Origin of the sequence: Variovorax atrisoli (assembly GCF_014195185.1) — a bacterium.
GTDB lineage: Bacteria > Pseudomonadota > Gammaproteobacteria > Burkholderiales > Burkholderiaceae_C > Variovorax > Variovorax atrisoli.
Window position 1 is genome coordinate 537,836 of record NZ_JACIBG010000005.1, and the last position, 24,225, is coordinate 562,060.

Sequence of the window (24,225 nt, forward strand, 5' to 3'; positions counted from 1 at the left end):
CGCTTCAGGCCACCTGCATCCGCTGCGCGAAGCGCTCCTCGCGGAAGCGCTCCAGCACGAAATCGATGAACACCCGCGTCTTCGGCGGAAGCAGCTTCTTGCTCGGGTAGTAGAGCCACACCGCCCCCGCATCCTGGTACCAGTCGGGCAGCAGGCGCATCAGCTCGCCGCTGCGCAGCCCGCGCTCCACGAAGGGTAGCGGCAGCATCGCAGCGCCCAGGCCCATCAGCGCGGCATGCGCGATCGCCTCGGGGTCGTTGAAGATGGCGCGCGGCCGCGGCAGCTCGACGCTGACCTCGCCTTCGCCTGTGCCTCCGCCTGCGCCGCGCACGCGCCGCAGCGTCCAGCCGCGCACGCGCCCCGTTGGCGACGAGCGGCGCATCAGCGTGTCGAGCGCCGCCAGGTCCGACGGATGCCGGGGCGGCTTGCGCCCCTCCATGTATGCGGGCGAGGCCACCGCCACCACGTGGATGCGCGCCAGCTCGCGCGCCACCAGTCCGGCCGGCAGTTCGATGCCGCCGCCGATGGCCGCGTCGAAGCCTTCGCCCACCAGGTCGACCTGCTGGTTGTCGAAGTGCCAGTCGGGCACGATGGCCGGGTAGCGCGCGAGGAACCCGCCCATCATCGGCAGCACGTGCTCGCGCCCGAACGCCTGGCCCATGCTCACCTTCAGCGTGCCCGAGGGCTGGCCGTCGTCGGTGTCGACGCCGGCCACCGCCTCGCGCAGCGTGGCCAGCGCGCCGCCGATCTGCGCGAGGAAGCGCTCCCCGCCCTCGGTCAGCTTCAGGCTGCGCGTGCTGCGCTGGAACAGCCGCAGGCCCAGCCGCGCCTCCAGCCGCGCCACGTTCTTGCTGACGGCCGCCGGCGTCAGGCCCAGGCGCCGTGCGGCCTCGGAGAAGCTGCCGCCCTCGGCGCTCTGCACGAAGGATTCGAGGTGATTCAGCGGTTCCATGGCCGCATTGTGGCGCCCATCTTCAACCATTGGTTGAATCTGATTGACTGGATTGATGGCTACCGGAGAAGGAATGAAGCGCCCAAACTGAGGCCTTCTTCTTCCACCATTGCACAGGAAAAAATCATGGCCTCCAGCACCGCTTCTTCCTCCTCCTCGTCTTCTTCCCCCATCCTGGCCGGCAAGGTCGCCTTCGTCACCGGCGGCTCGCGCGGCATCGGCGCGGCCATCGTGCGCCGCCTGGCACACGACGGCGCCGCCGTGGCCTTCAGCTACGCCGCCTCGGCCGCACCGGCCGAGGAACTGGTGCGCAGCATCCAGTCGGAAGGCGGTCGCGCCCTGGCGCTGAAGATCGACAGCGCCGACGCCGCGGCCCTGACCGCCGGCATCGACGAAGCCGCCCGCACCTTCGGCAGGATCGACATCCTCGTGAACAACGCCGGCGTGTTCCTCGGCGGCACCCTCGACGATTTCTCGCTCGAGGACTTCGACAAGACGCTGGCCATCAACGTGCGCGCCGTCTTCGTCGCCGCCAAGGCGGCCTCGCGCCACATGGGCGAGGGCGGCCGCATCATCAACATCGGCAGCACGAATGCCGAGCGCATGCCCTGGCCCGGAGGCAGCGCCTACGCGATGAGCAAGTCGGCGCTGGTCGGCCTGGTGCAGGGCCTGTCGCGCGACCTCGGCCCGCGCGGCATCACGGTCAACAACGTGCAGCCCGGCCCGGTCAACACCGACATGAACCCCGTCGACGGCCCCAACGCCGCCTCGATGCATGGCCTGATGGCGCTGGCCCGCCACGCCCGTCCGGAAGAAATCGCCGGCATGGTCGGCTACCTGGCCAGCCCCGAAGCGGGCTTCGTGACCGGCGCGAGCCTCAACATCGACGGCGGCTTCGCGGCTTGACTCGGTTCGCCCCCAGGCTGCGCGCACTTCGTGTCGCTTCGCCAACCCCCTTCCGGGGCAACACCAACGGCCCGGCGAAGCCGGTTCCGTGGTGGCACTTGGCTCACCCCCAGGCTGCGCGCACTTCGTGTCGCTTCGCCAACCCCCTTCCGGGGGGCAACACCAACGGCCCGGCAAAGCCGGTTCCGTGGAGGCACTTGGCTCACCCCCAGGGCTGCGCGCACTTCGTGTCGCTTCGCCAACCCCCTTCCGGGGGCAACACCAACGACCCGGCAAAGCCGGTTCCGTGGTGTTCTGGAATGGGCCGTGGCCTGCTTGTGGAGCGGTCAGGGTGTGCCGCGCTGCACTGCCTCGATGAGCTTGTCGAGCGTGGTGTCGAGCTGCGCCAGTTCGACCGCACCGATGCCGCCGAACAGTGCGACTTCGCGCTCTCGGCCGAGCGCGCCCACCGTTTCGTGCAGCGCCTTGCCGGCGGCGGTGAGATAGAGGCGGCTGCTGCGCCGGTCGGTCGGGTCGTCGTGGCGCTGTACGCGCCTGTGGCGCCGCAGGCCGGCCAGCGCGCGGCTCACTGCCATCTTGTCGAGGCCGGTCTGGTCGGCGACCTGCGTGGCGTTGAGGCCGGGCTGCGCGGCGAGCACGGCCATCGTGCGCCATTCGTTGAGCGTGAGCCGGTGCTCGCGGCCGACGCTCTCATGGAAAGGCCGCGCCGTGAGATTCACGACCCGCACCAGCTTGAAGAAGAGCGGGTCCATCGCTTCCGGCGAGGTGGCCTGCCTTCAGCCCACCAGCTTCTTCGCCGCGGCCACGATCGCTTCCGCGCCGACGCGTGACTGCGCCTCCAGCACCGGCGCATAGCCCACCGGAATGCGCGGCGCGCCCAGCCGCGCCACGCGGCAGCCGGTGGCCTCCGCCGCACTCGCCGCGATCTCCGCGCCGAAGCCCGCGGCCTGCACCGCCTCGTGGACCACCAGCAGCCGGCCGGTGCGCGCGCACGACGACAGCACCGTCTCGCGGTCCCACGGCCAGAGCGTGCGCAGGTCGATCAGGTCCGCCGCGATGCCTTCGGCCGCCAGCGCGTCGCAGGCCGCCGAGCAGGCCTGCATCTGCCGGCTCCAGCTCACCAGCGTGAGCGCATCGCCCTCGCGCACGCGCGCCGCCTTGCCCAGCGGCACGGCGATGCCTTCGTCGACCTCGCCGCGCGCGCCCCACAGCGTCTTGTGCTCGATGTAGACCACCGGGTCGCCGCACTGCAGGGCGGAGCGCAGCAGCCCGTGGTTGTCCTGCGGCGTCGAGGGGCACACCACCACCACGCCCGGCAGGTGCGCGAACCAGGCTTCGAGCGACTGCGAATGCTGCGCCGCCGAGGCGTCCCAGATGCCGCCGGGCATGCGCGCCACCAGCGGCACGCGGCCCTGGCCGCCGAACATGAAGCGGTTCTTGGCGGCCTGGTTCACCAGCTCGTCCATGCCGCACAGCGCGAAGTCGACCACGCGCATCTCGACCACCGGCCGCAGCCCCGCGAGCGCCATGCCCACGCCGGCGCCCATGATCGCCGCCTCGCTGATCGGCGTGTCGATCACGCGACCTTCGCCGAAGCGCTGCTGCAGTCCCTTGTACTGGCCGAAGATGCCGCCGCGGCCCACGTCCTCGCCGAGCACCACCACGCGCGGGTCGGCTTCCATCTCGCGCTGCAGGGCGAGCAGGGCGGCTTCCGAATAGCTCAGTTCGTGCTTCATCGCCACTGGCCCTCCCCGACGGTCTGCACGTCGGTGAAGGCGGCGGCCGGCTCGGGCCACGGGGCCGCGTCGGCGACCGCGAGGGCGGTGTCGACCTCGTCGCGCGCGGCGTTCTCGATGGCGTCGAGCGTCGCGGTGGCGACGCCGGCCGAAAGCAGATGGCCGCGCGCCCGTGCGATCGGATCGGTCTCCAGTGCCGCTGCCAGCTCGGCCGGATCGCGGTACGCCGCGACGTCGACCGACACATGCCCCTTCACGCGATAGGTCAGCGCATGCAGCAGGCGCGGCCCGCCGCCGGTGCGCACCTCGGCCACCAGCTTCGCGGCGGCAGCGTGCACCGCGAACACGTCGTTGCCGTCGACCTGCGTGGACGCGATGCCGAGCGACTCGGCGCGCGCGGAGGCGCCTTCGCCGGCCGTCATCGGGCCGCTCGCGGTGGTCGCGCTCCAGCGGTTGTCCTCGCAGACGAAGAGCACCGGCAGCTCATACACGCGCGCCCAGTTCAGCGCTTCAAGGAAAGGCCCGCGGTTGATCGCGCCGTCGCCGAAGAAGCAGACGGTGATGTCGTCGCTCTTCTTCAGGAGCTTCTGCGCGTGCGCCGCGCCCACCGCGATCGGCAGCCCCGCCGCCACCACGCCGTTGGCGCCCAGCATGCCGACCGAGAAATCCGCGATGTGCATCGAGCCGCCCTTGCCGCCGTTGAAGCCGGTGGCCTTGCCGAACAGCTCGCACATCATCCGCGCGAGGTCGGCGCCCTTGGCCAGCGTGTGGCCATGCCCGCGATGGGTGGAGGTGAGGCAGTCGGCGGGGCGCAGGTGGGCGCAGACGCCGGCCGGCACCGCCTCCTGCCCGGTCGACAGGTGCAGCGGCCCGCGGACCTTGGCGGCGCCCGCTGCCTGCTGGCCGTAGGCGCTCACGCCGCCCTGGCTGGCGGTCTCCGCCGCGTTCTCGAAGGCCCGTATCCGCACCATGGCGCGGTACAGGGCCACATCCGCGCCATGCGCGCCATGGGCGGCGCTGCTGGAAATGCTCGAGTCCATCTTGTCTCCGACGCCCTTGGAGCGGGCGTTCCGGAAAAAATCGTATCAAGCGAGACGGACTCGCGGCACCGGGCTTACCCGCCGCCGCCTCCTGCTTCCCCGCAGGTTCAGGCCACCGGCGGCAGCCGGTCCAGCAGCTTGTCGAGCGTGATCGGGTAGTCGCGCACCCGCACGCCCGTCGCGTTGTAGACGGCATTCGCCACCGCCGCAGCGACGCCGCACATGCCGAGCTCGCCGACGCCCTTGGCCTTCATCGGCGAGGAGATCGGGTCGGTCTCGTCGAGGAAGACGACGTCCTGGTGCGGAATGTCCGCGTGCACCGGCACCTCGTAGCCCGCCAGGTCGTGGTTGACGAAGAAGCCGTGCCGCTTGTCGAGCGCGAGCTCCTCCATCAGCGCGCCGCCCACGCCCATCGTCATCGCGCCGATCACCTGGCTGCGCGCGGACTTCGGGTTCAGGATGCGCCCCGCGGCGCACACCGCGAGCATGCGCCGCACGCGGATCTCGCCGGTGGCCGCGTCGACGCCGACTTCCACGAAATGCGCGCCGAAGGTCGACTGCTGGTACTTCTTGTCGAGGTCGCCGAATTCGATGCTGTCCTCCACCACCAGCCCCTGCGCGCCGGCCGCTTCGGCCAGCGGCACCGCGCGCGCGCCGGCGCGCACCATGCCGTCCGCGAACTCCGCCTCGGCCGCCGGAAGGCCCAGCCTGGAGGCGACCGCTTCGCGCAGCTTCATGCATGCGGCGAAGACGCCCGAGGTCGAGCTGTTGGCGCCCCATTGCCCGCCGGAGCCGGCCGAGACCGGGTGCGCCGAGTCGCCCAGGCGCACCAGCACCTTGTCGAGCGGCACGCCCATGGTCTCGGCGGCGGTCTGCGCGATGATGGTGTAGGTCCCGGTGCCGATGTCCGTCATGTCGGTCTCCACCGTGACCATGCCGCGGTTGTCCAGGCGCACGCGCGCGCCCGACTTCGTGACCAGGTTGTTGCGGAACGCGGCCGCCACGCCCATGCCGACGAGCCAGCGGCCGTCGCGCTGCTGCCCCGGCGCCGGGTTGCGCCTGTTCCAGCCGAAGCGCTCGGCGCCGGTGCGCAGGCATTCGATCAGCCTGCGCTGGGAGTAGGGGCGCTGCGGTTTCTCAGGATCGACCTGCGTGTCGTTGAGCACGCGGAACTCGACCGGATCGATGCCCAGCTTCTCGGCCATCTCGTCCATGGCGATCTCCAGCGCCATCATGCCGGGCGCCTCGCCGGGCGCGCGCATCGCGTTGCCCTCGGGCAGATCGAGCACGGCCAGGCGCGTGGTCGTGAGGCGGTTCGCGCCGGCGTACAGCAGCCGGGTCTGGTTCACGGCGGTCTCCGGCTGGCCGCCCGGCAGGTCGCCCGACCAGCCTTCGTGGGCGATGGCGGTGAGCCTGCCGTCCCGGCCCGCGGCCAGGCGGATGCGCTGGATGGTCGCGGGCCGGTGCGTGGTGTTGTTGGCTATCAGCGGCCGCGGCAGCGCCACCTTCACCGGGCGCCGGGCTGCGCGCGCCCCCAGTGCCGCGAGCAGCGCGTCGGCCCGCACGAAAAGCTTGCCGCCGAAGCCGCCGCCGATGAAGGGCGAGATCAGCCGCACGTTCGCCTTCGGGATGCCGAGCGTCTTGGCGACGTCGCCGGCGCCCCAGGCGATCATCTGGTTCGATGTCCAGATGGTGAGCTTGTCGCCCTGCCACTGCGCGATGGAGGCGTGCGGCTCCATCATCGCGTGCGACTCGTCGGGCGTGGTGTAGGTCGCGTCGAGCTGCACGGGGGCGGCCGCGTAAGCGCTGGCGAAATCGCCCGTCCTTGTCTGCGGCTCGCCAGAAAAGGGGGTGGCCGCGGGCATCTGCGCCGCGTCCTTCTCTGCGGCCAGGTCGAAGCGGCCGGACGTGCGTTCGTACTCGATGCGCAGCAGCTGCGCCGCCGCGCGCGCCTGCTCGAAGGTCTCGGCCACGACCAGCGCCACCGCCTGGTGGTAGTGGTCGATCTCAGGGCCGCCCAGGAGCTTTGCCGTATTGAAGTCGCCCTTGGCGAGCTTGCCCGCATTGCGCGCGGTGACGATGGCCAGCACGCCCGGCGCCGCCCGGGCGGCGGCCAGGTCCATCGACGCGATGCGGCCCTTCGCGATGCCTGCGCCCACCACGTAGCCGTAGGCTGCGCCGGGCATCTCGGTGTTGCGCTCGTAGGCATAGCGCGCGGTGCCGGTGGTCTTCATCGGGCCGTCGATGCGGTCCGTGGGCCTGCCGATGATCTTCAGCTGGTCGATGGGGTTGGTCGTGGCGGGGGTGTCGAATCTCATGGTCAGCTCCTCGCTTGCGTGATGGCAGCGGCCAGCGTGCGCTCGGCGAGCTGCAGCTTGAACGCGTTCTCGTGGGTGGGTTGCGCGTCGGCGAGCAGCCGCGCGGTCACGGCCTTCGCGCCCTGCGGCATGGCGGATTCGGCAGCCTCCATGCGCCACGGCTTGTGCGCGACGCCGCCGAACGCCACCCGGCCGGACCCGTCGCGCTGCACGATGGCCGCGACGGACACCAGCGCGAAGGCGTAGGAGGCGCGGTCGCGCACCTTGCGGTAGACGTGCGTGCCGCCGACCGGCTTCGGCAGGGTCACGCCGGTGATGAGCTCGTCGCGCTCCAGCGCCGTCTCGATGTGGGGCGTGTCGCCGGGCAGGCGGTGGAAGTCGGCGATCGGGATCACGCGGGTGCGCCCGTCGGGCCGCACGGTCTCGACCGAGGCGTCCAGCACGCGCATCGCCACGGCCATGTCGCTGGGGTTGGTGGCGATGCAGGACTTGCTGCCGCCGATCACCGCGAGCTGCCGCGTCACGCCGCCGATGGCGCTGCAGCCGCTGCCGGGGCGGCGCTTGTTGCAGGGCTGGTCGGTGTCGTAGAAGTAGGGGCAGCGCGTGCGCTGCAGCAGGTTGCCCGCGGTGGTCGCCTTGTTGCGCAGCTGGCCCGATGCGCCGGCCAGCAGCGCGCGGGAGAGCACGCCGTAGTCGCGGCGCACGCGCTCGTCGGCCGCCAGGTCGGTGTTGCGCACCAGCGCGCCGATGCGCAGGCCGCCTTCGGGCGTCGGCTCGATGCGGTCCAGCGCCAGGCCGTTCACGTCGACCAGGTGCACCGGCGCCTCGATCTGCAGCTTCATGAGGTCCAGCAGGTTGGTGCCGCCGGCGATGAACTTCGCGCCGGGCCTGCCCGCGACGGCGGACGCGGCCTGCGCCGGGGTCGCGGCGCGCTCGTAGGTGAAAGCCTTCATGCCTTGCTCCCCGCCACCTCGGTGATGGCCTCGACGATGTTGGAGTAGGCGCCGCAGCGGCAGATGTTGCCGCTCATGCGCTCGCGCAGTTCCTCGGCCGAGAGGATCGGTCTGGCCGTGAGGTCGGCGCTCACGTGGCTCGGGATGCCGCGTTTGACCTCGTCGATCACCGCCACCGCCGAACAGATCTGCCCCGGCGTGCAGTAGCCGCACTGGTAGCCGTCGTGCCTGACGAAGGCGGCCTGCATCGGATGCATGTTCTGCGGCGTGCCGAGCCCTTCGATGGTCGTGACCTGCGCACCCTCGTGCATCACGGCGAGCGTCAGGCAGGAGTTGATCCGCCTGCCGTCGACGATGACCGTGCAGGCGCCGCACTGGCCGTGGTCGCAGCCTTTCTTGGTGCCCGTCAGCTGCAGGTGCTCGCGCAGCGCGTCGAGCAGGGTGGTGCGCGTGTCCACGTCGAGCGCGCGCGCCGTGCCGTTGACGTTCAGCGACAGCTTCGTGCGAAAGCCGCCCGCCGCGCTGGCGGCAGTTGGGGACGCGGGCGCGGGCTGCGCCGATGCGGGCGTCGCGTTGGACGCGGAAACCGCCGCGGCGGTTGCGGCGCCGACGATGAGGGCGTCGCGCCGCGAGATCATTGGGGTCGTGGGACTGTCCATGTCAGCTCCTGCTGTTCGAGGTTCGTGGGGATGGCCAATACCGCTCATATCCCGGGTGATGGGCGGCGTCGGTAGGAAAACGGCGGCTGTTGTCCCCTGCTCGCGGCTTCTTCGGCGCACCGGGGCTCGCGGCTTGCGAAAATGGTTCTCAGGTTCTCACCGTTGCAGCGCGCGGAGGGAACGAGCCGCTCGATTCCCATTCTTCTGGAGCCGCGCGGGGATCGATAGCGCGATCCTCTTCGTTTCTTGCCTGATCCGATGAGGCCTCAGGCGCGGCGGGCTTCGGCCGCGCCGCCGCCTTCCGCACCCGCACCCGCATGCCCGTTCGCGCGCGCAGCTGTGCGCATGACCTCGATGTCCCGCCGGGGCGGGGCGCCGAACAGGCGGCTGTACTCGCGGCTGAACTGCGAGGGGCTTTCGTAGCCCACCTCGAAGGCGGCGCTCGCCGCGTCGAAGTGCTCGTTGAGCATCAGCCGCCTCGCCTCGTTCAGCCGCAGCCACTTCTGGTACTGCAGCGGGCTCATCGCGGTCAGCTGGCGGAAGTGGTGGTGGAAGGTCGGCGCGCTCATCTGCACGCGGGCCGCGAGCTCGTCGATGCGCACGGCGGTCGCGTAGTTCAGCCTCAGCCAGTCGATGGCCCTGGCGATGCGGTGGCCCTGCCCGTCGACCGAGGCGATCTGCCGCAGCTTCGCAGCCTGGTCGCTCATCAGCAGCCGGTAGTGGATCTCGCGATGGATCATCGGCGCGAGCACGGGAATGGCCTCGGGTTCGTCCAGCAGCTCCACCAGCCGGGCGAGCGGCGCCAGCAGCGCGGGCGTCGCGTCGCCGAGTCCCACGCTGATGCCGAGCGGGCGCTCGCGCTGCGGCGGCAGGTTGCCCTGCGCAATGAGCTCGGCCAGCACGCGCACGTCGAGCTTGAGCATCAGGCCCAGGCAGGGCTGCCGCGGGCTCGCCGACATCACCTCGGAGTTGGCGGGCATGTCCAGCGAGGTGACGAGGAAGCGCGAGGTGTCGTAGGGATAGGCATGGCCGCCCACCCACATCCGCTTCGCGCCCTGCGCGACCAGCACGATGCTCGGCTCGACCATGCAGACCGTGGGCGGCGCGGGCGCCTCGCGCCTGAAGAAGCTGAGGTTCGCGACGGGCGTCTCGTGGTCGCCCGGCGCGGGCGTGCGCGCGCCGATGATCCGCGCCATCGCCGACTGCAGGGCCTTGCACCGTGCCGAGGCGTCGGCGTCCTCCGTGTTCTGTCTGGGTGACATCTTGCTTGCTTCGAAACCTCGCCGGGACTCTACCCGCGGCTCGCCCCGGCATCCATGCGGCAGGCGCGTCTCCACAGGATCAGGCAAGAAATGCAGAGGAGCGGGCAAGCCCTGGCACCACCCGGCAGGGTGGCCACCCGCCTGCTCTCCTACATCGTTGCGAGACGTTTCTGCGAACCCGTGCAGGACAAATGCCCGACCCGCCTTGGGAGGCCCCGCTGCGCGAATGCATGTGGCATCGTGACGCCCTCCTTCCGCTGCCTGCCACCGCGCGCGCAAGCGGCCCCCAACAATCAGATCGCAGGAGGTTCATCCCATGATCAAGATCGGCATCGTCGACGACCACGCCGTCGTCCGCACAGGCCTGAAGTCGTTCTTCTCCACCTTCGTCGATTTCCGCGTGGTCGGCGAGGCCGGCAGCGGCCGCGAGGCCATCGACCTGGTGCGCACGACCGACATCGACGTGCTGGTGATGGATCTTTCCATGCCCGGCCAGAGCGGCATCGACGCGCTCGCCATGGTGCGCGCCAAGGCGCCCGACCTCGGCGTTCTCATCCTCAGCGGCTACCCCGAAGAACACTACGCGGTGAACCTGATCCGCCAGGGCGCCTCGGGCTACCTCAACAAGGAATGCGACCCCGAGGAGATCGCCAAGGCCATCCGCACCATCGCGCTGGGCCGCCGCTACATTTCGCCCTCGGTGGCCGAGCTGCTCGCGGGCCAGCTGGAGCGCAAGGACAACGCGCCGCCGCACGAGCACCTGTCGGAGCGCGAGTTCCAGGTGTTCCTGAAGCTGGCCAAGGGAGAGTCGGTGGGCGCCATCGGCGAGGCGCTGTCGCTCTCGGTGAAGACCATCAGCACCTACCGCACGCGGCTGATGGAGAAGATGAACCTCTCCACCAACAGCGACCTGACCTACTACGCGATCAAGACGCAGCTGATCGACTGATCGCTTGATCGGCTTATCGCTTGGTCAGGCAGTCTCCGCGTCCTGAGGTGCATCGCCCAAGGACGTTCAAGATCATCGTCTGGACTTTCGTCCTGACGCTGGCCGCCACGCTGCTGGTGCTCAACTTCACCAGCGGCGAGAAGAAGCTCGACGAGCAGGTCAAGCGCGAGTACGGGCTGCACGACGCGCAGTACCAGCGCGCGCTCGGCGTGATGCTCGGGCCTCCCATCACCGGCGGCAACCGGTTCGAGGCTTTCCAGAACGGCGACGAGATCTTTCCGCCGATGCTCGCCGCCATCCGCGGCGCCAGGCGGAGCATCACTTTCGAGACCTACATCTACTGGTCGGGCGACATCGGGCGCCAGTTTGCCGACGCGCTCTCGGAGCGCGCCCGCGCGGGCGTGAAGGTGCACGTGCTGCTCGACTGGGTGGGCAGCGCCAAGGTCGACGCCGACTTCGTGCGCGAGATGGAAAGCGCCGGCGTGCAGATCCGCAAGTTCCACAAGCCGAGCTGGTACGACATCGCGCGCATGAACAATCGCACCCACCGCAAGCTGCTGGTGGTCGACGGCCGCACCGGCTTCACCGGCGGCGTGGGCATCGCGCCCGAATGGACCGGCCACGCGCAGGACGCCGGGCACTGGCGCGATTCGCACTACAAGGTCGAGGGACCGGTGGTGGCGCAGATGCAGGCCGTGTTCATGGACAACTGGGTGAAGGTGTCGGGCGACGTGCTGCACGGAGAAACCTACTTTCCGCCGATCGCCTCGGCGGGCGACGGGCGCGCGCAGATGTTCAGCAGCTCGCCCTCCGGCGGCAGCGAGAGCATGCACCTGATGTACCTGCTGTCGATCGCGGCGGCCACCAGGACCATCGACCTGTCGAGCGCCTACTTCGTGCCCGACGACCTCACTGTGGGCGCGCTGGTCGCGGCCCTGCAGCGCGGCGTGCGGCTGCGCATCATCACGCCGGGTCCGATCATCGATTCGCAGACGGTGCGCGGCGCCTCGCGCGCGGCATGGGGCCCCTTGCTGGAGGCTGGCGCCGAGATCAGCGAATACCAGCCGACCATGTTCCACTGCAAGGTCTTCACGGTCGATGGACTGCTGGTGTCCGTGGGCTCGACCAACTTCGACAACCGCTCCTTCCGCCTGAACGACGAGGCCAACCTCAACATCTACGACGAGGCCTTCGCCGCCGAGCAGACCGCGCAGTTCGAGGCCGACCTGCGCCTGTCGAAGCGCCTGACCTACGAGGCCTGGAAGGACCGCCCGCTGCGCGAGAAGGCGATGGAGCACCTGGCGGCGCTGCTGTCGTCGCAGCTCTAGGGTGAATCGACATTCAAACGGGGGCCGCGCGGGCACACTCGCGCGATGACCACCCAGCACGAACTTTCCATCGACGTGAGGCCCGGCATCGCGGTGTCGGCCCTCGCGATGTCGCCAGCCTCGGCCGAGGCCTGCCTGGTGCTCGCGCACGGCGCAGGCGCGGGCATGGCACATCCCTTCATGCAGTCCGTGGCCGAGGGCCTCGCCGAGCGGCGCATCGCCACGCTGCGCTATCAGTTTCCCTACATGGAGCGGGGCAGCAAGCGCCCGGACGCACCTGCGCTGGCGCATGCCGCGGTGCGCGCGGCGGTGGCCTGCGCGTCGTCGCGCTTCGCGGGCGTGCGTCTCTTCGCTGGCGGCAAGTCGTTCGGCGGCCGCATGACCTCGCAGGCCCAGGCGCTGGAGCCGCTCACGGCCGTCGAAGGGCTGGTCTTCCTCGGGTTTCCGCTGCACCCGTCGGGCGCGCCCGCGAAGGCGGCCGAGCGAGCGGCGCACCTGTGCGAGGTCGACGTGCCCATGCTCTTCGCGCACGGGCCGCGCGACACGCTCGCCGAGCCGGCACCCTTCGAGGACGCCGTGCAGGCGCTGGGTCCGCTCGCCACCGTGCTGGAGATCGACGGCGCCGACCATTCCTTCCATGTGCTCAGGCGCAGCGGCCGCACCGACGAGGAAGCGCTGGGCGAACTGCTCGACGGCATCGCGGTGTGGATGCAGGCCTGGCGCATCGACTGACGCCGGGCTGCGCGGGTCGTCCTACGTCGTGTCGCCCGACGCGACGACGCTGCGGCGCCGCGGATCTTTCAACGATGTGCCTTCACTGAACGGCAACCGAACTGAATTGAAAGGATCATCGCCATGGCATACGCAGATACCTCCCTCGACACCCTGCAGTCGACCGGCCCCGTGCTGGACAAGGACGAAGTGGTGGACGTGCTCAACGACCTGCTCGAGAACTCGCGTGACGGCGAATACGGCTTCCGCGCCTGCGCCGATGAAGTCGAGAGCCCCGCGGCGAAGCAGCTCTTCGCCAATCGCGCCGAGGAGTGCCGCAAGGCCGGCGCCGAACTGATGGCGCTCATCGCGGCCTACGGCGGCGAGCCGGCCGACGGCGGCACCGCCGCCGGTGCGCTGCATCGCGGGTGGGTGCACGTGAAGGGCTCGCTCGGCGCGAACAGCGAACTCTCCATTCTCGAATCGTGCGAGCGCGGCGAAGACACCGGTGTCGCGCGCTATCGCAAGGCCCTGAAGCAGAACCTGCCGGCCGACGTCCGCAGCGTGGTCGCAGCCCAGGCCGAAGGTGCGCAGCGCAACCACGACCAGATCCGCGACCTGCGCAACGCCGCGCGCGCCCGCGACTGATCGATCGCCATCGAGCGCTCAAGCGCTCGAGTGAATGAAGGCCGGGCTCGCCCGGCCTTTTTCACGGGCGCCGCACGCCTCGGGAATTCCCCGATGCCCATGATCCCGGCTCGATGGGATAGTTAGTTCGGCCTTCAAACTAACTAATTTCTTACTTGGCTGACGCCTGCGGGCGAATCAATTCAGGAGAGACATCGATGCGACTGAAACAAACCCTGGCCGCCATGGCCTTCGCCACGGCACTCGGTTCCACGGCCGTGGGCGCGATGGCGCAGACCGTGGTCGGCGTGAGCTGGTCCAACTTCCAGGAAGAGCGCTGGAAGACCGACGAGGCGGCCATCAAGGCCGAGCTGGAGAAGCTCGGCGCCAAGTACATCAGCGCCGATGCGGGCGGCTCGCCCGAGAAGCAGCTGGGCGACATCGAGGGCCTGATGTCGAAGGGCGCGAAGGCGCTCATCGTGCTGGCGATGGACAAGGACGCCATCCTGCCGGCCGTCACCAAGGCCACGCGCCAGAAGGTGCCCGTGATCGCCTACGACCGGCTGATCGAGGCGCCCGGCGTCTTCTACATCACCTTCGACAACGTCGAGGTCGGCCGCATGGAGGCGCGCGAGGTCTTCAAGGTCAAGCCCAAGGGCAACTACGTGATCATCAAGGGCTCGCCCAGCGACCCGAACGCCGACTTCCTGCGCGCGGGCCAGCAGGAGGTGCTGGACGCCGCCATCAAGAAGGGCGACATCAAGATCGTCGGCGACGAATACACCGAAGGCTGGAAGCCCGAGGTCGCGCAGAAGAACATGGAGCAGATCCTCACCAAGAACGGCAACAAGGTCGACGCGGTGGTGGCTGCCAACGACGGTACGGCCGGCGGTGCGGTGGCGGCGCTCACGGCCAAGGGCATCCGCGGCATTCCGGTGTCGGGCCAGGACGCCGACTTCGCTGCGCTCAACCGCATCGCGCTGGGCACGCAGACCGCCACCATCTTCAAGGACTCGCGCGAGCTCGGCCGCGAAGCCGCCATCGCGGCCATCGCCCTGTCGCAGGGCAAGCCGGTCGACAAGGCCGCGCCGTGGAACTCGGGGCCGAAGAAGGTCTCGCTGCAGTCGCGCCTGCTGACGCCGGTGGCCGTGACCCGCGACAACCTCGACCTCGTGGTCAAGGCCGGCTGGATCAAGAAGGACGAGCTCTGCAAGGGCGTCTCGGGCGCCAGCGCGCCCGCGGCCTGCAAGTAACGCCGCACAACGGTCGAGCCACCCACCGGCGCCATCCACGGAAAGCGCGCCGGCCTTTCCTTTCCTTCCCATGCAACGCACCAGCTGCCGGCGCCTAGTGGCCCGGCCGGCAGGGGCCTGCGCATCTCTTCGTTTTGCGCGCAGTCCAGAAAAAGGATCCGAAACATGAGCAACCCATCGTCATCCACACCGGGCTGGTGGCGCCGCACCGGCGTCGACCTGCGGCTGATCCTGATGTGCGTGCTGCTGGTCGTCATGGCCGTGGTCTTCAGCGTGATGTCGGGCGGCGTGTTCCTCTCGCCCGAGAACCTCTACAACGTCGCGCAGCAGACGGCGGTGGTGGGCATCGTCTCCACCGTGATGGTGCTGATCATCGTGGCGCGCCACATCGACCTGTCGGTGGGCTCGGTGATGGGCTTCGTGGGCGTGCTGATCGCCTACCTGCAGTACACCTCGGGCTGGTCGTGGCCCACGGCCTGCCTCGCGGGGCTCGCGGTGGCGCTGCTGGTGTCCATCTACCAGGGCTGGCTCACGGCGGTGCTGGGCGTGCCTTCGTTCGTGGTGACGCTGGGCGGGCTCATGTCCTTCCGCGGCGCGGCCTTCCTGGTGGCCGACGGCAAGACGCAGCCGGTGAACGACGAGTTCTTCCAGCGCCTGGGCGGCGGCTACGACGGCGGCATCGGCGTCACCGCGAGCTGGGTGCTCGCCGCGCTGGTGGCGGTGGTGCTGTTCGTGCGCATGGTGCAGAAGCGCCGCGCGCGCCAGCGCTACGACATGCCCACCGAGGCGCTGTGGCTCGACGTGCTCATCACGGCCGTGCCGGTGGCGGTGGTGTTCGGCTTCGCGTGGGTCATGAACAGCTACCAGATCTCGTCCAAGAACGAGCCGCAGGGCATTCCGATCCCGGTGCTGATCTGGGCGGTGGTGGCCATCGTGCTGTCGTTCATCGTGCACCGCACGCGCTTCGGGCGCTACGTGTTCGCGATGGGCGGCAACCCCGACGCGGCGGCGCTGGTGGGCATTCCGGTCAAGCGCGCCACGCTGATGCTGTTCGCGCTTCTGGCGGTGCTGGTCACCATCGCGGCCATCGTGTCGATCGCGCGCCTGAACGCCGGCACCAATTCGCTGGGCACGGGCATGGAGCTGTACGTGATCGCCGCGGCCGTCATCGGCGGCACCGCGCTCGCGGGCGGCAGCGGCTCGATCTTCGGCTCGGTGCTGGGGGCGCTCATCATGCAGTCGCTCGACAGCGGCATGCTGCTGCTGGACGTGCCCATCGGCAAGCGCATGGTCATCATCGGCCAGGTGCTGATCGTGGCGGTGGTTTTCGACGTGCTGTATCGCCGCAAGTTTGGGGAGAACTGAAATGGCAGCCATCGACACATCCAAACCCCTGGTGGAGCTGCGCGAGATCCGCAAGGCCTTCGGCGGCGTGAAGGCCGTGGACGGCGTGAGCGTGAACCTCTACCCCGGCGAGGTGGTCGCGCTGCTGGGCCACAACGGCGCGGGCAAGTCCACGCTGATGAAGATGCTTGCGGGCGCCTACCCGATCGACTCGGGCGACACGCTGATCGCGGGCGAGAAGGTCAACATCCGCACGCCGGCCGAGGCGCAGGCCCAGGGCATCGAGACCATCTACCAGACGCTCGCGCTGGCCGACAACCTCGACTCGGTGGCCAACCTCTTCCTAGGCCGCGAGAAGATGACGGCCTGGAACACGCTCGACGACCACTTCATGGAAGTGCAGGCGCGCAAGGTGTTCCAGCGCCTGAACAGGAACTTCACCAACATCCGCGTGCCGGTGCGCCGGCTCTCCGGAGGGCAGCGGCAGGTGGTGGCGATCTCGCGCGCGCTGTACTTCAATGCGCGCATCCTCATCATGGACGAGCCCTGCGCCGCGCTCGGCCCCGAAGAGACGGCGATGGTCGGCGGCCTGGTGAAGCAGCTCAAGGCCGACGGCGTGGGCATCTTCCTGATCACGCACGACATGCCCGACGTGTTCTCGCTGAGCGACCGCCTCGCGGTAATGAAGAACGGCAGGCTCGTGGGCACCTACCGCACCACCGACGTGACCGAGGACGAGGTGCTCGGGATGATCATTGCCGGCAAGCGGCCCGAGGGCAAGGAGCAGGCCCATCACGCGGACACCGCCGCCGCGGCTGCCTGAGCGAAGACCCGACGTGACCACCACCGCCGACCAGCAGCTCGTGAAGCGCATGAACCGCAGCGTGCTGCTGCGGCTGCTGCGCGCGCAGCCGGGTCTGTCGCGCGCGCGGCTGGCCGGCGAGAGCGGCCTCACCAAGTCGACGGTGAGCCTGCTGGTGCGCGAGCTGATCGACGAGGGATGGCTCAGCGAGGCCGGCGCGACCGTGGCCGACGGCCTGGGCCGGCCCTCCACGCCGCTGCAGATCGACGTGGGCGTGCGCGCGCTGATGGGCGTGGAGATCGCGGTGGAAACCGTGCGCCTCGTGTGCATGTCGCTGCAGGGCGATGTGCTGCATTCGCAGAGCCTCGACCTGACCGACGGTTCGCCCGCCGGCGTGTGCGCGCAGGTCGCGCGCATGGCGGCCGCCGGGCATGCGAAGCTGCAGCTGCTGGGCCTGCAGCTGTCGGGCATCGGCGTGTGCGTGCCCGGCGCGGTGGACGACTGCACCGGCGTGGTCCGCTTCGCGCCCAACCTCGGCTGGCGCAACGTGAGCCTGCTGCCCGCGCTCGAGCAGGCCTTCGAGGCCGCCGGCCTGCCCGGCGTGACCGTGCAGTTGCAGAACGATGCCGACGCCGCCGCGCTCGGCGAGTACGAGTTCGCCGCCAGCGTGGGCCAGGAGGGCGAAGACCCGCTGGTCTTCGTCAACTGCGACGTGGGCGTGGGCGCCGGCGTGGTGCTCAACGACCGGCTCTTCACCGGCGCGCAGGGCATGGCCGGCGAGATCGGCCACACCATCCTCCAGCTCGACGGCCCGCTGTGCTCCTGCGGCCGGCGCGGCTGCGCCGAAGCCTTCTTCGGCTCGCGCGTGCTGGAGCGCGAAGGCGCCGACCTGAAGCGCGCCGCGGCCTTCTTCGGCGTGCTGTTGCAGAACCTGTGGGTCACCTTCAACCCGCGCGCCATCGTGCTCGGCGGCAAGGCCTGCGCCGACCACAAGGGCTTCGCGCAGGCGGCCTTCGAATGCGTGAAGCGGCATGCGGACGACGCCGGCATGCCGGCGCCCGAACTGCGCACCGCACGCTACGGGGAGCTCGCACCGGCCGTGGGTGCCGCCGCGCTCGCGCTGCATGAATACCTGAGGCCGCTGCAGCCCGATGCGAAGGCGCGCCGGGCGCGCGCCGCCCGCGTTCTCGCCACAGCCTGAGCCATCGGCCTACGCGCGGCGCGCGTGCGGCGGAATAGCGTGCGAACTCCGTCCCTGGAGTTGCCGTCATGAATCCGCGCCCGCCCGGCCAGCCCGTCCGTTCCTCTTCCCCTCCTTCCCTCGCCTCTTCTTCCTCTTTCTCCTCTTCCGTGCTGCTGGCCGTGGTGGCCGTGCTGATCGGCCTTGCCGGCCTGGCGCTCGCCGTCGCGGGCGCATGGCTGATCGCCCTCGGCGGCTCGTGGTACTACCTCGTGGCGGGGCTGGGGCTGGCGGCGGCGGCGCTGCTGCTTCGGCGCGGGGGCGGCGCCGGGTTGATGGTGTACGCGGCCGTGGTGTTGCTCACGCTGGCCTGGGCCCTGTGGGAGGTGGGGCTCGACTGGTGGCCGATGGCAGCGCGTGGCGACGTGTTCTTCGTGGTCGGCCTGCTGCTGCTCACGCCATGGGTGACGCGTCCGCTCGCCCTGCGCAATGCCGCGGGCGTGGGAAGCGCGCGCACCGTGCTCGGCGTGGTGCTCGCGGCCTTCCTGGTCGCGGCGGTGTTCTCGTGGATGCGCGAACCCCGCCGCATCGAAGGCATCGCGCCCTCGGCCGATGCGGCGGCCGCCACGGCGAACGCGCCCGCGGGCCCCGCGGCCGCGGCGGACGCGTGGACGGCCTACGGCGGCACCGGCTTCGGCCAGCGCTACTCGGCGCTCGACCAGATCACGCCGCAGAACGTGGGGCAGCTCGAGGAAGCCTGGCACTTCCGTACCGGCGACGTGCGGGGCCAGCCCGGCGACCCCGAGGAGACGACCTTCGAGGTCACGCCGCTGAAGATCGGCGAGAGGCTCTTCCTGTGCACGCCGCACCAGTCGGTGATCGCGCTCGACGCCACAACCGGCCGACAGGTGTGGCGCTACACGCCGGAGATCGCGGGGTCGCTCGCGCTGCAGCACCTGACCTGCCGGGGGCTCTCCTACTACCCCGGCGCCGCGGCGCAGCCGTCTCCACAGCAGCAGGCTTCCGCACCTGCGCCCGCACCCGCACCCGCATCCACCGGCAGCTGCGACGCCAAGCTCTTCATGCCCACCGCCGACGGCCGCGTCATCGCGCTCGACCCCGCGAGCGGCAAGCCCTGTCCGGCCTTCGGCGGCGGCAGGGGCCAGATCGATCTCTGGAAGAACATGCCGAACGTGCGGCCGGGCTCCTACTACTCGACCTCGCCGCCGGTGGTGGCGAGGTCGCTGCTTATCGTGGGCGGCACGGTGCTCGACAACGTCTCGACGAAGGAGACCTCGGGCGTGATCCGCGCCTTCGACGCGAACACCGGCGCGCTGGTGTGGAACTGGGACTCCGGCAACCCCGAGGAGACCGCCCCCATCGCCGCCGACCGCACCTACACGGCCAACTCGCCCAACAGCTGGTCGATCTCCAGCGTGGACGAGGCGCTGGGCCTGGTCTACGTGCCCATGGGCAACCAGCCGCCCGACCAGTGGGGCGGCGCGCGCAGCGAAGGCGCGAAGAAGTATTCGTCGGCGGTGGTGGCGCTCGACCTGGCCAGCGGCCGCGTGCGCTGGAGCTTCCAGACCGTGCACCACGACCTGTGGGACTACGACGTGCCCGCGCAGCCCAGCCTCGTCGACCTGCGCGCGGGCAGCGAGACCGTGCCCGCGCTGGTGCAGCCGACCAAGCAGGGCGAGCTCTTCGTGCTCGACCGCCGCAACGGCAAGCCGATTCTTCCAGTGAACGAGCGCGCTGCGCCGCAGGGCGCCGCTGCGGGTGACGCCACCGCGCCGACGCAGCCGTCATCGGCCCTGTCCTTCGATCCGCCCGCGCTCAAGCCGTCGGACATGTGGGGCGCGACCATCTTCGACCAGCTGGCCTGCCGCATCGCCTTCCACCGGCTGCGCTACGAGGGCCGGTTCACGCCGCCGTCGACGCAGGGCTCGCTGATCCATCCGGGCAACTTCGGCGTCTTCAACTGGGGCGGCGTGGCGGTCGATCCGCGCAGGCAGATCGTCTTCGCCACGCCCGCGTCGCTGGCCTTCGTCTCCAGGCTCGTGCCGCGTGCGGACGACACATCGCTCTACGTGCAGGGCAAGCAGCGCCCCAACGACAGCCTGCCCGCGCTCAACGAGAACTTCGGTGCGCCCTTCGCGGTGAAGCTCAGCGCCTTTACCTCGGTGCTCGGCCTGCCGTGCCAGGCGCCGCCCTGGGGCTACGTCGCCGCAGCCGACCTGCGCACCGGCCGGGTCGCCTGGATGCACAAGAACGGCACGGTGCGCGACAGCTCGCCGCTGCCGCTGCCCTTCGCGATGGGCGTGCCCAACCTCGGCGGCCCCATCCTGACGGCCGGCGGCGTGGCCTTTCTCTCGGGAACGCTCGACCAGTTCGTGCGCGGCTACGACGTGAACGACGGCAAGGAGCTCTGGCGCAGCCGCTTGCCGGCCGGTGGTCAGGCCACGCCGATGACCTACCGCGGCACCGACGGGCGCCAGTACCTGCTGGTGGTGGCCGGCGGCCACGGCTCGCTGGGCACGCGCACCGGCGACCATGTGATCGCCTACGCGCTGCCCAGGCGGTGAGCGGCGTTCAGTTCCTTCCGCTGTCCGGGACTGCGGCTTCGTCGCGCCAGCCGCGCAGCCGCCGGTAGAGCGTGCCGCGCGACACCCGCAGCTGCCGCGCCGCCTGCGACACGTTGCCGCCGTGCGCGGCGAGCGTGTCCTCGATCAGCTTGCGGCTGTGCTCGCGCAGCGTGGGTTCTGGCTGGGGCTGGGGCGAGGCCTCCGTGCCGTCCGCGTCCGGGTAGGCCTCGGCTGCCGCGAGCTGCGTCTGCCGGGCTTCGCGCGCCTCAATGGCCAGCGGCGACGTTTCGCCGGGCATCGCCACCGCATGGCGGAAGTCCGCACCATCGGCGCCGCCCTTGAGCTGCGCCTGCACCCACACGCCCAGCCCGCTGGCCAGCCGCAGCGGCTGCGCCGCCTCGCGCCGCCCTAACCGCAGCAGGCTCGCGAGGTCGTGGCCCAGCAGGAACTCCACGTCGCGCTCGTCCGCCGCCTCGGGCAGCCGCCCCAGCAGCCGCGCGCCGGCGTTGTTGAGCCAGGCGATGGTGCCGTCGGGCGCGATGCCGGCCAGCGCTTCGAGCGGCGTGCCCAGCAGCGTCGGGCTGGCCTGGAAGCGCAGGATCAGGTGGTCGCGCGACTGCGCCTGCAGCAGCCTGTTCTCGATGGTGGTGGCGTACAGCGCCACCATCGATGCCGCGTCGAAGCCGAAGCGCCGCGCCTCCACCGTGAGGTCGAGCACGCCCGCGAGCTGACCCGTCACGTCGCGGATCGGCGCCGCGGCGCACCGCATCTGGCACAGCAGGTCGAAGTAGTGCTCGGCGCCGTCGACCGTGCAGGCCTGCCCGGTGCTCGCCACGATGCCCGGCGCGGTGGTGCCCACGATGCGCTCGGAGATGTTCACGCCCACCCGAGCCGTCTTGCGCAGCACCGGCTGTTGCGCGGCGGCCGGCTGCTGCGTGACGTGCACCACCACGCCCTCGCTGTCGGTGAGGATCACGCGGCAGTCGGTGCCCGCGAGCGCGTGCTCCATCTGCCCCAGCTCCTGGCGCGCCGCTTCGAGCAGCTGGCGGTTGCGCGCCAGCGTGGCGTGAAGGCGGCTCGGCGTGACCGGGTCGAAGGGCACGATGCGCTGGCGGTCGGCGTGGGTGCGGCTGCAGCGCATCCACGACTGGATCACCGCCTCGCCCACCAGCCCCGAGGGGCGCACGCCCTCCTCGAAGAACTGCTGCCGCGCGAGCGCCACGCGCTGCGTGGGCGTGCTGGCGAAGAGCTGGCGCGGGGCATCGGGCGTGCCGATGCCTGCATTGCGGCTTCCAGCAGGGCTTCTGTCGAGGGCCATGGGTTCGCTGCCTCCCGTTTCAGGATTCACACCGGCGTCGAATGTGTTCCGCAATGGAACAGCGTCGGACTGGGGAAATCCCCAAGATGAATGTGCGGCCGGTCCCGACGATTCTTGGCGCACAAAGGAGACCTGCGATGAAAAAAACACACTCCGGGCTGCTCGTGCTCGCCGGCGCCTTGCTGTGCCTGGGCGCGACGAACACGGCCACGGCCCAGAACAACGCACAGGACCGCGCCGCCGCCGCGACCAAACGGGTGGACGGCGCATTCATCCGCGCCAACGCCGCGCAGAAGAAGACGCCCGACTGGCCCAGCGTGGGCCTGGACTACTCGGAATCGCGCTTCAGCCAGCTCGACCAGGTGAACGCCGGCAACGTGAAGGACCTGGGGCTGGTCTGGTCGTACAACCTCGAATCCACGCGCGGCGTCGAAGCCACGCCGCTGGTGGTGGACGGCATCATGTACATCACCGCCTCCTGGAGCGTGGTGCACGCCGTCGATACGCGCACCGGCCAGCGGCTGTGGACCTTCGATCCGCAGGTCGACAAGTCAAAGGGCTTCAGGGGCTGCTGCGACGTGGTGAACCGCGGCGTCGCGATCTACGAGGGCAAGGTCTACGTGGCGGCCTACGACGGGCGCCTCATCGCGCTCGATGCCGCCACCGGCCAGAAGGTCTGGGAGAAGAACACCATCGAGGGCCAGAAGGGCAGCTACACCATCACCGGCGCGCCGCGCGTGTTCAAGGGCAAGGTCATCATCGGCAACGGCGGGGCCGAGTACGGTGTGCGCGGCTTCGTCACCGCCTACGACGCGAAGACGGGCGACCAGAAGTGGCGCTGGTTCGTGGTGCCTGGCGACCCGAGCAAGCCCTTCGAGGACGAGTCGATGGCGCGTGCCGCCAAGACCTGGGACCCGAGCGGCAAGTACTGGGAGGCCGGCGGCGGCGGCACCGCCTGGGACAGCTTCGCCTTCGACCCCGAGCTCAACCTGATGTACGTGGGCACCGGCAACGGCTCGCCCTGGTCGCACAAGGCGCGCAGCCCCAAGGGCGGCGACAACCTCTACCTGGGCTCGGTGGTGGCGCTCGACCCCGACACCGGCAAGTACGTGTGGCACTACCAGGAGACGCCCGGCGACAACTGGGACTACACCTCCACGCAGTCGATGATCCTGGCGAACGTGAAGATCGGCGGCAAGCAGCGCAAGGTGCTGCTGCATGCGCCGAAGAACGGCTTCTTCTTCGTCATCGACCGCACCAACGGAAAGTTCATCTCGGCGAAGAACTTCGTCGAGGTCAACTGGGCCACGGGCTACGACAAGAACGGCCGGCCCATCGAGATCGCCGCCGCGCGCGACGGCACCAAGCCCGGCGACAGCATCCCCGGCCCCTTCGGCGCGCACAACTGGCATCCGATGTCGTTCAACCCGCAGACCGGCTTCGCCTACCTGCCCGCGCAGCACGTGCCGATCAACCTCATGGACGACAAGGACTGGAAGTTCGACGAGAACGTGCCGGGCCGCCCGCATTCGGGGCTGGGCTGGAACCTGGGCAAGTTCGCCAACGCCGAGCCGCCCAAGAGCAAGCCCTTCGGCCGCCTCGTGGCCTGGGACCCGGTGGCGCAGAAGGAAGCCTGGGGCGTGGACTACGCCTCGCCCTGGAACGGCGGCACCCTCACCACCGCCGGCAACCTCGTGTTCCAGGGCACGGCCGACGGCCGCCTGCTGGCCTACAACGCCAAGACCGGCGAGAAGCTCTGGGAGACGCCCACCGGCACCGGTGTGGTGGCGGCACCGTCGACCTACATGGTCGACGGCAAGCAGTACGTGTCGGTCGCGGTGGGCTGGGGCGGCGTCTACGGCCTCGCGCAGCGCGCCACCGAGCGGCAGGGGCCGGGCACCGTCTACACATTCGCGGTGGGCGGCACGGCCAAGATGCCCGACTTCGTGCAGTACCGCATGGACAAGCTGGTGCAGGGCGTCAAGTACGACCCCGCCAAGGTCCAGGCCGGCACCATGCTCTACGTGAGCAACTGCGTCTTCTGCCACGGCGTGCCGGGCGTGGACCGCGGCGGCAACATCCCCAACCTCGGCTACATGGACGCCGCCTACATCGAGAACCTCGACAAGTTCGTGCTCAAGGGCCCGGCCATGTCGCGCGGCATGCCCGACTTCACGGGCAAGCTCTCGAACGACGACATCGAGAGCATCAAGGCCTTCATCCAGGGGACGGCCGACGCGATACGCCCGAAGTAGCCTGACTGTCCGCCCGCCACGCCCGCAGCAAGGTGGACGCGGCCGGC

At 70.2% G+C, this 24,225-nt stretch carries 20 protein-coding genes; 11 read left to right on the plus strand and 9 right to left on the minus strand.

The window, feature by feature from the left end; all coding sequences use genetic code 11:
- Positions 1–4: 4 nt before the first annotated feature.
- Positions 5–952: a LysR family transcriptional regulator gene (locus tag FHY06_RS20345; protein ID WP_132801518.1), complete on the minus strand. Its 948-nt coding sequence runs from the start codon at positions 950–952 to the stop codon at positions 5–7.
- Between the two features lie 126 nt (positions 953–1,078).
- Between FHY06_RS20345 and FHY06_RS20350 the strand changes: the two genes are divergently transcribed.
- A complete protein-coding gene (locus tag FHY06_RS20350) occupies positions 1,079–1,858 on the plus strand; it encodes an SDR family oxidoreductase (protein ID WP_184606157.1) in 780 nt (259 codons plus the stop codon).
- Positions 1,859–2,184: 326 nt separating this feature from the next.
- Here FHY06_RS20350 and FHY06_RS20355 read toward each other — a convergent pair whose 3' ends face one another.
- From FHY06_RS20355 to FHY06_RS20385, 7 genes are all read right to left on the minus strand, one after another.
- Complete coding sequence (locus tag FHY06_RS20355) at positions 2,185–2,610, minus strand: MarR family winged helix-turn-helix transcriptional regulator (RefSeq protein WP_132801524.1); 426 nt, start codon at positions 2,608–2,610, stop codon at positions 2,185–2,187.
- A 24-nt stretch (positions 2,611–2,634) separates the two neighbouring features.
- Complete coding sequence (locus FHY06_RS20360; protein WP_184606158.1) at positions 2,635–3,594, minus strand: alpha-ketoacid dehydrogenase subunit beta; 960 nt, start codon at positions 3,592–3,594, stop codon at positions 2,635–2,637.
- Positions 3,591–4,634 carry a thiamine pyrophosphate-dependent dehydrogenase E1 component subunit alpha gene (locus FHY06_RS20365; protein WP_184606159.1) on the minus strand — a complete coding sequence of 348 codons (1,044 nt, stop codon included), beginning with the start codon at positions 4,632–4,634 and terminating at the stop codon, positions 3,591–3,593. The genes FHY06_RS20360 and FHY06_RS20365 overlap by 4 nt, the downstream gene beginning before the upstream one ends.
- Positions 4,635–4,741: 107 nt before the next feature.
- The gene (paoC, locus tag FHY06_RS20370; RefSeq protein WP_184606160.1) at positions 4,742–6,952 is read right to left on the minus strand and encodes an aldehyde oxidoreductase molybdenum-binding subunit PaoC; all 2,211 of its coding nucleotides are present in this window, start codon (positions 6,950–6,952) and stop codon (positions 4,742–4,744) included.
- A 2-nt stretch (positions 6,953–6,954) separates the two neighbouring features.
- Positions 6,955–7,905, minus strand: a complete 951-nt coding sequence (locus FHY06_RS20375) for an FAD binding domain-containing protein (protein ID WP_126183788.1) — start codon at positions 7,903–7,905, stop codon at positions 6,955–6,957.
- Positions 7,902–8,564, minus strand: a complete 663-nt coding sequence (gene paoA / locus FHY06_RS20380; RefSeq protein ID WP_184606161.1) for an aldehyde dehydrogenase iron-sulfur subunit PaoA — start codon at positions 8,562–8,564, stop codon at positions 7,902–7,904. The genes FHY06_RS20375 and paoA overlap by 4 nt, the downstream gene beginning before the upstream one ends.
- A 266-nt stretch (positions 8,565–8,830) precedes the next feature.
- Positions 8,831–9,826: an AraC family transcriptional regulator gene (locus FHY06_RS20385; protein WP_184606162.1), complete on the minus strand. Its 996-nt coding sequence runs from the start codon at positions 9,824–9,826 to the stop codon at positions 8,831–8,833.
- Positions 9,827–10,142: 316 nt separating this feature from the next.
- Between FHY06_RS20385 and FHY06_RS20390 the strand changes: the two genes are divergently transcribed.
- The 9 genes from FHY06_RS20390 (at position 10,143) to FHY06_RS20430 (ending at position 20,605) form a co-directional block, all read left to right on the plus strand.
- Positions 10,143–10,775: a response regulator gene (locus FHY06_RS20390; protein WP_019654054.1), complete on the plus strand. Its 633-nt coding sequence runs from the start codon at positions 10,143–10,145 to the stop codon at positions 10,773–10,775.
- A 47-nt stretch (positions 10,776–10,822) separates the two neighbouring features.
- A complete protein-coding gene (locus FHY06_RS20395; RefSeq protein ID WP_184606163.1) occupies positions 10,823–12,103 on the plus strand; it encodes a phospholipase D-like domain-containing protein in 1,281 nt (426 codons plus the stop codon).
- A gap of 45 nt (positions 12,104–12,148) precedes the next feature.
- Complete coding sequence (locus tag FHY06_RS20400) at positions 12,149–12,835, plus strand: alpha/beta hydrolase family protein (RefSeq protein WP_184606164.1); 687 nt, start codon at positions 12,149–12,151, stop codon at positions 12,833–12,835.
- Between the two features lie 123 nt (positions 12,836–12,958).
- Positions 12,959–13,462 carry a ferritin-like domain-containing protein gene (locus FHY06_RS20405; protein WP_019654057.1) on the plus strand — a complete coding sequence of 168 codons (504 nt, stop codon included), beginning with the start codon at positions 12,959–12,961 and terminating at the stop codon, positions 13,460–13,462.
- A 197-nt stretch (positions 13,463–13,659) separates the two neighbouring features.
- Positions 13,660–14,694, plus strand: a complete 1,035-nt coding sequence (xylF, locus tag FHY06_RS20410) for a D-xylose ABC transporter substrate-binding protein (RefSeq protein WP_132754217.1) — start codon at positions 13,660–13,662, stop codon at positions 14,692–14,694.
- Between the two features lie 165 nt (positions 14,695–14,859).
- Positions 14,860–16,059: a sugar ABC transporter permease gene (locus FHY06_RS20415; protein WP_184606165.1), complete on the plus strand. Its 1,200-nt coding sequence runs from the start codon at positions 14,860–14,862 to the stop codon at positions 16,057–16,059.
- Between the two features lies 1 nt (position 16,060).
- Complete coding sequence (locus FHY06_RS20420) at positions 16,061–16,861, plus strand: ATP-binding cassette domain-containing protein (RefSeq protein WP_184606166.1); 801 nt, start codon at positions 16,061–16,063, stop codon at positions 16,859–16,861.
- Positions 16,862–16,874: 13 nt separating this feature from the next.
- Positions 16,875–18,041, plus strand: coding sequence for an ROK family transcriptional regulator (locus FHY06_RS20425; protein ID WP_019654061.1), 1,167 nt, complete (start codon positions 16,875–16,877; stop codon positions 18,039–18,041).
- A 68-nt stretch (positions 18,042–18,109) separates the two neighbouring features.
- Complete coding sequence (locus tag FHY06_RS20430; protein ID WP_260310540.1) at positions 18,110–20,605, plus strand: membrane-bound PQQ-dependent dehydrogenase, glucose/quinate/shikimate family; 2,496 nt, start codon at positions 18,110–18,112, stop codon at positions 20,603–20,605.
- Positions 20,606–20,612: 7 nt separating this feature from the next.
- Here the strand turns inward: FHY06_RS20430 and FHY06_RS20435 are convergent, their stop codons facing one another.
- The gene (locus FHY06_RS20435) at positions 20,613–21,923 is read right to left on the minus strand and encodes a helix-turn-helix domain-containing protein (RefSeq protein ID WP_184606167.1); all 1,311 of its coding nucleotides are present in this window, start codon (positions 21,921–21,923) and stop codon (positions 20,613–20,615) included.
- Between the two features lie 137 nt (positions 21,924–22,060).
- On the opposite strand from FHY06_RS20435, the gene FHY06_RS20440 reads away from it, so the two are divergent.
- Positions 22,061–24,178: a PQQ-dependent dehydrogenase, methanol/ethanol family gene (locus FHY06_RS20440; RefSeq protein WP_132754209.1), complete on the plus strand. Its 2,118-nt coding sequence runs from the start codon at positions 22,061–22,063 to the stop codon at positions 24,176–24,178.
- Positions 24,179–24,225: the final 47 nt, after the last annotated feature.